Annotated in this window: 7 protein-coding genes; 3 read left to right on the plus strand and 4 right to left on the minus strand. The window is 36.2% G+C overall.

What is annotated here, in order from left to right:
• Positions 1–6: 6 nt before the first annotated feature.
• A complete protein-coding gene (locus FC46_RS07060; protein WP_057799214.1) occupies positions 7–2,535 on the plus strand; it encodes an ABC transporter permease in 2,529 nt (842 codons plus the stop codon).
• 10 nt (positions 2,536–2,545) lie between these two features.
• On the opposite strand, the gene FC46_RS07065 is transcribed toward FC46_RS07060, so the two are convergent.
• From FC46_RS07065 to FC46_RS07080, 4 genes are all read right to left on the minus strand, one after another.
• A complete protein-coding gene (locus FC46_RS07065; protein ID WP_057799215.1) occupies positions 2,546–3,661 on the minus strand; it encodes a family 8 glycosyl hydrolase in 1,116 nt (371 codons plus the stop codon).
• Between the two features lie 13 nt (positions 3,662–3,674).
• A complete protein-coding gene (locus FC46_RS07070; protein ID WP_057799217.1) occupies positions 3,675–4,982 on the minus strand; it encodes a glycosyltransferase family 2 protein in 1,308 nt (435 codons plus the stop codon).
• A gap of 146 nt (positions 4,983–5,128) precedes the next feature.
• A complete protein-coding gene (locus tag FC46_RS07075) occupies positions 5,129–5,992 on the minus strand; it encodes a hypothetical protein (RefSeq protein ID WP_057799218.1) in 864 nt (287 codons plus the stop codon).
• Between the two features lie 299 nt (positions 5,993–6,291).
• Complete coding sequence (locus tag FC46_RS07080) at positions 6,292–7,599, minus strand: NCS2 family permease (RefSeq protein ID WP_057799220.1); 1,308 nt, start codon at positions 7,597–7,599, stop codon at positions 6,292–6,294.
• A gap of 238 nt (positions 7,600–7,837) precedes the next feature.
• Between FC46_RS07080 and FC46_RS07085 the strand changes: the two genes are divergently transcribed.
• Together FC46_RS07085 and FC46_RS07090 are read left to right on the plus strand one after the other, a co-directional pair.
• A complete protein-coding gene (locus FC46_RS07085) occupies positions 7,838–8,701 on the plus strand; it encodes a GRP family sugar transporter (protein WP_057799222.1) in 864 nt (287 codons plus the stop codon).
• A gap of 143 nt (positions 8,702–8,844) precedes the next feature.
• A complete protein-coding gene (locus tag FC46_RS07090) occupies positions 8,845–9,564 on the plus strand; it encodes an SLAP domain-containing protein (protein WP_057799224.1) in 720 nt (239 codons plus the stop codon).
• Positions 9,565–9,615 lie beyond the last annotated feature (51 nt).

Raw genomic sequence — 9,615 nt, forward strand, 5'->3', positions numbered from 1 at the left:
ATTAAAGTGAAGAAGACAGTCTTATGGAAAGACGCGTTTGAAGCAATCACTCATTCATTAGGTCGTTATATCGCTATTGTCTTGTTAATTGCGCTAGGAACTTTTGCCTTTGTTGGACTCAAGATGGCTGGTCCAGATATGCGAGCAACTGGTAGTGATTTTTTTGAAAAGCAAAATCTTGCTGATGTAACTGTTACTTCAAATTATGGTCTTGATAAAAAAGATCGGGACACAATCAGAAATTTGCCAGAAGTGAAGGAAAGCAGCTTTGCCTATTTTCAAGATGTAAAAAATAAGCGCAATAATGATACTTTTAGAGTTTTTTCTAATTCTGGTAATTTATCTAAGTCCGAGCTAGTTAAAGGGCGTTTTCCTAAACGAAAAAATGAAATTGCCTTGACCTATATGCTTGATAAGAAATATCGGCTAGGTCAAAAGATTACGTTTACTAATAAAGGTAGTTTGAGAAAGTCAACATATACAATTGTCGGTTTTATTAGACCTAGTGAATATTTGGATAAAACGCAGATCGGGCAAACTAATATCGGTGATGGTAATTTAACCGGCGTAGCACTGACTACTGCAAGTGCTTTTTCATCACCGGTATATCATATTTCCCGGGTAATATTTAAGGATACAACTCATCTTAGTCCTTTTGATAAAACTTACCGCAGCCTTATTTATCGCGATCAAAAGAAGCTGCAAACTGCTCTTAATAAAAATCGAAAAGCACGTTATCAAAAACTCGTTAGTCAGTATCAAAATGAATATCGTCAAAGGGCAGCGCGGGAAATGGCTGAACGTGGCATACCTGTAGTAGCAAGCCAAATTAAAGTTCCTAAGCGCCATATTACTTATCCCAGCTACACGATTAATAGCCGTGAAGAAAGTCAAGGATATTCATCATATCGGGCTGATTCTGAACGTGTTGAAGTTTTAGCGAATGTTTTTCCTGTCTTTCTCTTTGCAGTTGCGACCTTGGTGAGTTTAACGACCATGATTCGTTTCGTTGAAGAAGAGCGAATTAATATCGGCACACTGAAGGCATTAGGATATAGCAATGGCTCAGTTGCAATTAAATTTTTGCTCTACAGTAGTACTGCCGCAATTATTGGTACCGCATTAGGTGCAAGTCTTGGCTATACATTTTTGCCAGATATGATTATTAAGGCTTATTTAGCAAATACTACTTTAGGAACTGCTTACCAACTGCATTTTGCCTGGGAACCGCTGCTTATTTCGCTAGTTGTTGCGCTGATTTCTACAACAGTAGTATCGATGTTTGCTTTGCACCAAACTTTACGTGAAAAGCCGTCTGCGCTGTTGTTACCAAAGCCACCTAAGAATGGTTCAAGAATTTTACTTGAGAAAATTCCTTTCATTTGGAAACATATGAGTTTCTCTGCCAAAGTAACCGCGCGTAATATCTTCCGTTACAAGAGCAGAATGTTGATGACGATCTTTGGCGTTGCAGGATGTACCGGTCTTTTGGTAATGGGGTTTGGAATTCGTGATTCTCTTCAAGGAATTGGCGGCATCCAATATCGCGACATTCAAAAAAATGACATAATCGCGTTAAAAAATGAAACTGTCACTAAGAAACAAAAAAATAAGTTAAATAATGTTTTAACAAGTAAAAATGTGAAGCAAACTAGTGCAGTTCAATACCAGCAAATGACTAAATACATCAAAAATACTGGTTCAACAGAAAATGTTATGTTGATTGCACCAAAGGATACAAAGAGTTTCGGAAAATCGATTAATTTACGCGATCGAAAAACTAAGCAAAAACTGGATCTATCTAACAATAGCGTGATTATTTCTGAAAAGTTGGCTACAATTTTGGATGCCCAAAAAGGGTCAAGGATCTCTTTGACTGATAAGCAAGGCAAAAATCATAATTTCAAAGTTACTGGGATTAGTGAAATGTATCTGGGTCATTATATTTTTATGAGCCCAAGTGAGTACAAGAAGACGATTGGTAAGACGTATAAGACCAACGCATATTTGATAACGGTTAAGAAGCATAGTTTGGCGAAAAAAGTTAGCCGTGATTTGATTAAGACTGGTGCGATTCAAACGGTGATTTCTAACACTGCTAATCGCGATATCTTGTCTGGTTTTACTGGCAGTTTAAACGAAGTAATTGTTATTCTGATTTTAATTTCAGGGATGCTAGCTGTAGTAGTAATTTACAATTTGACTAACATTAATGTAGCTGAGCGAATCCGCGAAATTTCGACGATTAAGGTGCTAGGTTTCTATAATAATGAAACGACAATGTATATCTACCGCGAAACAATTATTTTGTCACTCTTAGGAATTATTGTTGGCTTTGGTTTCGGTTGGTGGCTGCACTATTTCATTATTACTAGTTTGCCGCCTGATCAAGCGATGTTTGATCCAAATATGTATCCAATGAATTTTGTTTTATCAGCTTTAATTCCAGCGCTAATTACCGCGGTTTTGGCACTTGTTGTTCACCGCCGGATTAAGAATATCAACATGTTGGATGCCTTGTCATCAATGGATTAAAAAGAAAAAACTACTCTAGCATGAAAGCATCTAAAGTAGTTAATGTATCAGGATAATAATTATTTTGAGTTAGTTTTTGATTAAAGATATACTGCTCTGACATGAATAATCCGTCATAACCTTGATTCTTAAAATTAGATACTGCAATAAAAATAGGCGCACTAAAGGCAGCAGATTGATAGTTGTTCAATGCTTTGCCCGTTAATGTGTAGCCGGCAGTAATTGTAGATTGTTTGTCGAAAAAGTTTAGCATCTTTTTTACAATTCGGTCTGTTTTTGCAGTATTTGCATATACCAAATTCATTGGAATTCGGCAGGCGTTATCGCTGAAGTCGCCATCATATCTAGTAGCAACATAATGGGCCTTAACCGGTTTTGCATAGCCATCTTTAATCACTGCAAAATCTGGGATAAGGCCTGTTTTGTGCTGCTTACTTAATTGCGATAAAGCTTTAAGCATATGGTTATTAATCGCAAGCCAGCGCTTATCATGGCTTTCTTTATAAAGAGCGGTAAAAATAAACGGCATGATGTCAGACGAACGGATCAAATTATAATATTTGGACTTAGAATTAGCCCAATTTCCAACAGTTAAAACGTGATTTTTGCTATTATAATCGTATTTTAAGATATCATTTGCGATTTTTAATCCTTGAGTACGATATTCAGGATGATTTGGCCATTTTTTCGCTGCTAAAAATAAGGAATAGGCAATAAGCAGATCACCGTCAGTAGCGCTGTTAGCTCGATTTTGCATCTGTTTGCCTTTTTCAACTTGTTTCCAGCTCATTAGCTGTGTCTGGTGCTTATTAATAATTGTGCGATGATTTAGATAAAATTTGAACAAATGGTTGAAATCAGTTCGGTTGGCCCAATTTTTCTGCGTAGCCATCATGGTAATGATCATCCCGTAGCCTTGTGCTTCAGAAAGAGCGGTTGCCGATAATTTTTGCGGAGTAGCGTTAACAAAGGCACTATTTGAATCTTTTTCCACGTAATTTTGGCGCCATTGCGTATAAAAATCATGTGGGATTTCTTTATTATTGTTGATCCGAACATACAACAGTATTCCGATAAAGATGACAATGATTAACGTAAAAATAGTAAAAATTTTTCTTTTTTTCATTGATCACAGGTTCCTAATCTGAAAAGCGCTTCGTTTTAACCCATTTAGTACCATCTCGGTGAAAAATTCGATCCAAGGTAACAGAACTAACGGCATGAACAGAAACGATAATAAATAATTGTGAGTAAGTAAAGTATGATGCTAATGCTAGCCAGATTTGTTTGGTAGTAGCTTGACCGTATTGCGTTGCCATTGCGGTATTGATCTGTAAGATATGCAACATGATCATTAACAACCAATTAAATAGTAAGACTTGTGCTAGAAGGACATTGGTTGAAGTAATTGTGAACGGTAAGACGATTGCTGGGTTCCAGATATGAAGTAGGAGAGCAAAAAGATTAGAAATGAAGAAAATGTCGGATAAAATGATTGCGGCGTTAAACCAGAAGAAGGTACAAGAGTAATAGAAAGTTTCCAGTTTAACCCGCCAGTTGGTGTGATCGAAAATGTGAGTGAAGTTTTTGATAACTACTTCATAATTCCCTTTTGCCCAGCGTAGCCGTTGAAAGTAATAGTCCTTAAGACGTTCAGGTTCTTGTTGAAAAGCTTCTGAGTTGTAGGCTAGAGCGATTAATTTCCCTGAGCCCATAATTTTGAATGAAATATCTGTGTCTTCGGTTAGGGCACCGTTACGCCAACCGCCGATGGACTTAACGTAATTTGTATTGATGATGAAATTTGTGCCAGGGATGCGGCCGATCTTGAATAAATGCCAAATCCCGCAATGCTGAATACGTTGAGTGACAACGATTTCTTGGTTAATGCAGCGGGTTAAAAAATTCTGCTCGGCGTTACGCGTTTTATTGCGACCAAAAGATGCCATGTACATGTCCGGTTTTTCCAAAACTTTTTTTACTAAAAAATAAAGTGCATTCTTTTCTGGCATCGCATCAGCATCATAAACACCAATATATTCGCCATTGGCAATTTTTAAGGCATCGTTTAGAACGCCGGCTTTACCGCCGCTACCAGTTCTTTCGATAATTTTAACCTGACGGCCATGATATTGGTGCTCCCGCATTACTTTACGCATTTCTTTAGCGGTGTTATCTTGGCAATTATCAGCAAAAAGCAGCACTTCTAATTGGCTAGTTGGATAGTTAAGATTCAGAATGGCTCGCATTGTTTTTCCAATTACTACCTCTTCGTTGTGAGCAGGCACAACAAGCGTAACTTTTGGATAGCGTTTCAGCGGCGCAATCTGGACTCGAACCTTACTGTGCTTCATCCAAAACGCAGTTGCACCAGTCAAGGTACACAGACTGATTAATAAAGATAACCAGATAGAAATAAGGGTTGCTATTTGTAAAAATTCAGACATATCAATCCTTCTTAGTAGTATTTTTAGCTTTGTTATGTGTCATCGTCTTTTCGACATTGAGGTAGATATTAAGTGAGCAGTAAAAAATGACAACAAAACAAATTAAAAAAATAAGCGAAATTAAAATTGATAGAAAGTAAAACCACTTATTCATGAGTACCGTCCTTGATTAAATACTCGGTAATTAAATCGGTCTCTAATTCCCGTTTTAAGTGCTTGAATATGGCTTTGGCATTCCGATAGTTTTTGATATTGTCATTTGAGATTCTTTCAGAAGCAAACTTCAAGTGTTGCGGCAATGGAGCAGGTAGAATTTGTAATTTAGTAAAAGTGGTGTTATCAACTTTTTTAGCAACTTCTTCATTAATATTTGGAGAAATAATAGCAAAAGTGGCGTTACCCAAGTAATAGATGAATTCACTAGCTAAGCGAGTGTTTTTTAAGATTTTAGCTATTTGAAGTAAGTTGTCAGCGTGTTGATCATGATTAAATTGTTCAAATTGTTGGTGATTAGCCCAACTGATAAGAGTTATCTTACTTGAAAGGTGATAGTCCGGATTTTTACGAATTAAGTTCATTTCGTGGTTTAAGAACTTAATAGCGTTATATTCGGTTTGTAACTTCAAGTGTAGATCGTAATGATTAATTAGGCGCTTAGCGTCTTTGAAGTTAGTAACTTCGTGTTTCCAATGGATGACGTAATTAGTGATAACTGAAACTAAGCTGGCTTCAACTGGGAAAGCTAAAATTAAGCAAAGTTTGGCTGAATTAGGCATAATTACGTAGCCAATAAGTAGAAATGCAATTCCAAACGTAGTTAAAATAATAACTAACCAGCTGATTAAGTAGTTTGGAATAATGATTCCTGAGAGTAAAGCTAGTAGTAGAATAGAAAACATACCAACTCTAACGCTTTGTGAGAAAGTAAAAGAAAAACTAATTAAAAAAGCAGGAAATATAATAGTTAGAAATAAATCTAGCGTAATTAAGAATCGCTTGTTATTAATCATTTTTACGCCTCTATAATATGTTTAAATATAGTTAAATGCTGTTAATTGCTATAAATCATGTATCGTATAGGTTATATTTGAGATTATAACAAAAAAATTTTGCTTTTAAAGAGCTATTTTCATACCTGTTTTCATAAATGTTATTTAATTATATTAGAAGAATAAGAAAAACAAGGCTTACAAAAATAAGCCTTGTTTTTTAAAACTTGAAAAAATTTGTTAATTTATGGTGATTTTAAAATACAGATGAAAAAAGATCAGCCGTATCATCAAAGCTGATTTTTTTGAATAGTTTAATTCTAATAATTTAATACCCACAAGAAGATGATGAAGACGAAGAATAATACCCACATCATCGGAGTGACTTCTTTACCACGCTTAGCAGCGAGCATACAAATTGGGTAAGTAATCATTCCCCATGACAAACCATCAGAAATTGAGTAAGTAAGTGGCATCCCCAAGATGATTAAGAATGAAGGAACGGCAATTTCTAACTTGTTCCAGTGAATGTGTGCAGTGTTTTGTGCCATTAAGACTCCAACGATGATCAATGCTGGGGCGGTAACTTGACTTGTGAACACACCCAAAAGAGGACTGAAGATCATTGAAATTAAGAAGAAAATAGCAACAAAGACTGCAGTTAAACCAGTTCTACCACCAACGGCAATACCGGCACTGGATTCAACGAAGGCACCAACTGGTGAGGTACCAAGAATTGAACCAACGGCCATCGCACTTGAGTCGGCAGCTAAAGCTTTACCAACACGAGGCATCTTGTTGTTCTTCATGAAACCAGCTTGTTGAGCAAGACCGATCAAAGTACCAGCAGTATCAAAGAAGGTAACAAGCAAGAATGTTAAGACAACCACCCACATTTGAACAGAATTAATGTCTTTAATATGGAAGATTGCTTGACCAAAGGTTGGTGCCAAACTTGGTGCAGTTGAGATGACCTTGTGTGGCAAAGCAATTTCACCAGTACAGATACCAAAGATTGCGGCAAGGACCATTCCGATGAAAATCGCACCAGGAACGTTCAAGATCATTAAGATGACAGTCACAAGTAAACCGAAGATAGTGATCCAAACAAGAGGATCGTGAAGTGAACCAAGACCTACCAAGGTTGACTTGTTTGCAACGATTAACTTACCGTTTTGAAGGCCTAAAAAGGCGATGAACAAGCCAATACCTGATGAAATTGCAAACTTTAAGTCAGCTGGAATCGAATCAATGATCTTTTCACGTAACTTAAATAAGGTAATCAAGATAAAGATAATTGAAGCTACGAATACGCTGGCCAAAGCAGTTTGCCAAGAAACGTGCATTCCGACACAGACGGTGTAAGCAAAGAAGGCGTTAATCCCAAGAGCAGGTGCTTCACCAATTGGATAGTTAGCAACAATCCCCATGATTGCAGTACCAAGAGCACTGGCTAAGGCGGTTGCAGTGAAGACAGCGCCAGTGTCCATGCCGCTGGCACCTAAGACGCTAGGGTTAACGAAAAGAATGTAGGACATACTAATGAAAGTAGTAAGTCCGGCTAAGAATTCAGTCTTGACGGAAGTGTTGTATTCATCAAGATGAAAATAACGAGTAATAAAATTCATTTTTTCTCCCCAAAAAAGTAAATGTTCGTGTTTCTACGATTTTAAAACAACTATCCTACTCTATCACTCTCGATCAATTTTGTAAATACGAATTATTGCATCAATAGTTGCTGCAAATAGTATATTTTACAAATTTGTAAAAAAGAAAGAGAATAAAAATGCTTGACCTAAACGGGATGAAAACGCTAAAATACTTAAATCACTTACTTTTAGATATTGATTAGGGAGATAAAAAGTTATGAATATTGTTTATATGTTGATCCCAGCATTGGCATGGGGAATTTTGCCATTAGCTGTCGCAAAGATTGACGGGAAACCAACTAACCAAATTTTTGGTACTACTGTAGGTACTTTGATTGTAGGTTTAATTACTTTGCCATTTATCAAAGCTGATCTTGATGCAAAGACCTTCTGGTTAGCAGCCTTGGCTGGGGCATTCTGGGTAATTGGTCAACTGGGTCAGTACATTGGTTATGCTAAAGTTGGTGTATCTGAAACAATGCCAATTTCAACTGGGTTGCAGTTAATTGGTACTTCGCTTGTTGGGGTTGTGATTTTTGGTGAATGGAGCAGAAGCTCAGCTAAGTTGTGGGGATTCATTGGAATTGCCTTGTTAATTATTGGTGCGATTTTCACTTCATTTTCTGATAAGGATACTAGTGAAGGTACTGAAAGTAACCAAGTTGGTACTATTATTATGCTGGTTTGCACCACTTTAGGTTTCATTGTGTACAACGCAATTCCTAAGGCAATGACTGCTTCAGGTCTTGGAATTTTCTTCCCAGAATCTGTTGGTATGGTACTTGCAGTTCTTATCTACATGCTGTTTACCAAGCAATTGGGCGAATTGAAGGCTAAGAGCAGCTGGCAAAGTTTACTTGCTGGGTTCATCTTCTCAATTGCAGCACTTGGATACATCATGTCAGTTAAGGATAACGGTGTTAACACTGCCTTTGTTGTATCACAATTGTCAGTTGTGATTTCAACTCTGGGAGGGATGATCTTCTTGCACGAAAGAAAGAGTAAGAAGGGTTATGCCTTTACTTTGATCGGGTTAGCATTGATCTTGGTTGGTGCGATCTTAACTACTGTGATGAGTTAGAATTTAATAGAAAATAAAAGAGTTCTACGGTTTGTTTCGTAGGACTCTTTTTGTATTTTGTATTTCTTTTTTGATTCTACAATCATTTTTTTACCTTATTTTTTACTTTATAATTATCTTAGAGCTTGAAAGGAGTATTTCACATGTTTACTAAGAAAAAAATTTCCGTTTCATCAGCATTCATTCTATTTGCTGCTCTATTCATTTTTGTAATAAAACCAGCTAATGCATCTAGTACAGATACGGTGAAATTGTATCTAAATCATAATGCATATGTATATAACAACAAGGGTGCTCGCCTATATGGTAAAGGTAACTATATTAAGAAAAATAAAGCTATTACAGCACCTGGTAAACTAAAACAAATTAATTCTGCAAAGAGATATTATATTAGATATATTACTTCTTCAACCGGTGTAGAAAATTTTTATAGTAATCAAATTGTTGTTCTGTATTGGCTACCGTATACAACAATGAATAATCAAGAATATTATAAAATCGGCTACAACAGATATATCAAGTGTATTAATGTCGATTCTATCTATAGTAAAGAACTTCTTACAACTTATGCACATAAAGCAAATCCCCTATCAACTAATCAAGCAACAGTTATAACAAAAGATCCTAAAGATATTAATCAAAAGCATATCTATGCATTGAAAAAGGTTTCTAAAGATAGAGTAGAGAATGCAATTACATTACCCAAAAACACAAAGTTAATTGTAGATGATACCGCAGGATTTGAGAATAAATATGCTGAAACATATCACATTAAGGGAACAAATTATTACATTTATGCTGGTGATATCGTTAAACGTCCTAGACAATCAGTATTCTCTCATCCTTATTACACGAACAACTAAGTGTATAATTTTTTGCGGTAAGTTAAAAAGTAAATGAAAAAGAGTCAAATC

The organism is Lactobacillus kalixensis DSM 16043 (assembly GCF_001434335.1).
Classification (GTDB): domain Bacteria; phylum Bacillota; class Bacilli; order Lactobacillales; family Lactobacillaceae; genus Lactobacillus; species Lactobacillus kalixensis.

Excerpts from the sequence above, each read along its gene's own strand:
- FC46_RS07065 (WP_057799215.1), bottom strand. The coding sequence starts at position 3,661 with ATGAAAAAAAGAAAAATTTTTACTATTTTTACGTTAATCATTGTCATC.
- FC46_RS07070 (WP_057799217.1), bottom strand. The coding sequence starts at position 4,982 with ATGTCTGAATTTTTACAAATAGCAACCCTTATTTCTATCTGGTTATCT.
- FC46_RS07075 (WP_057799218.1), bottom strand. The coding sequence starts at position 5,992 with ATGATTAATAACAAGCGATTCTTAATTACGCTAGATTTATTTCTAACT.
- FC46_RS07080 (WP_057799220.1), bottom strand. The coding sequence starts at position 7,599 with ATGAATTTTATTACTCGTTATTTTCATCTTGATGAATACAACACTTCC.
- FC46_RS07085 (WP_057799222.1), top strand. The coding sequence starts at position 7,838 with ATGAATATTGTTTATATGTTGATCCCAGCATTGGCATGGGGAATTTTG.
- FC46_RS07090 (WP_057799224.1), top strand. The coding sequence starts at position 8,845 with ATGTTTACTAAGAAAAAAATTTCCGTTTCATCAGCATTCATTCTATTT.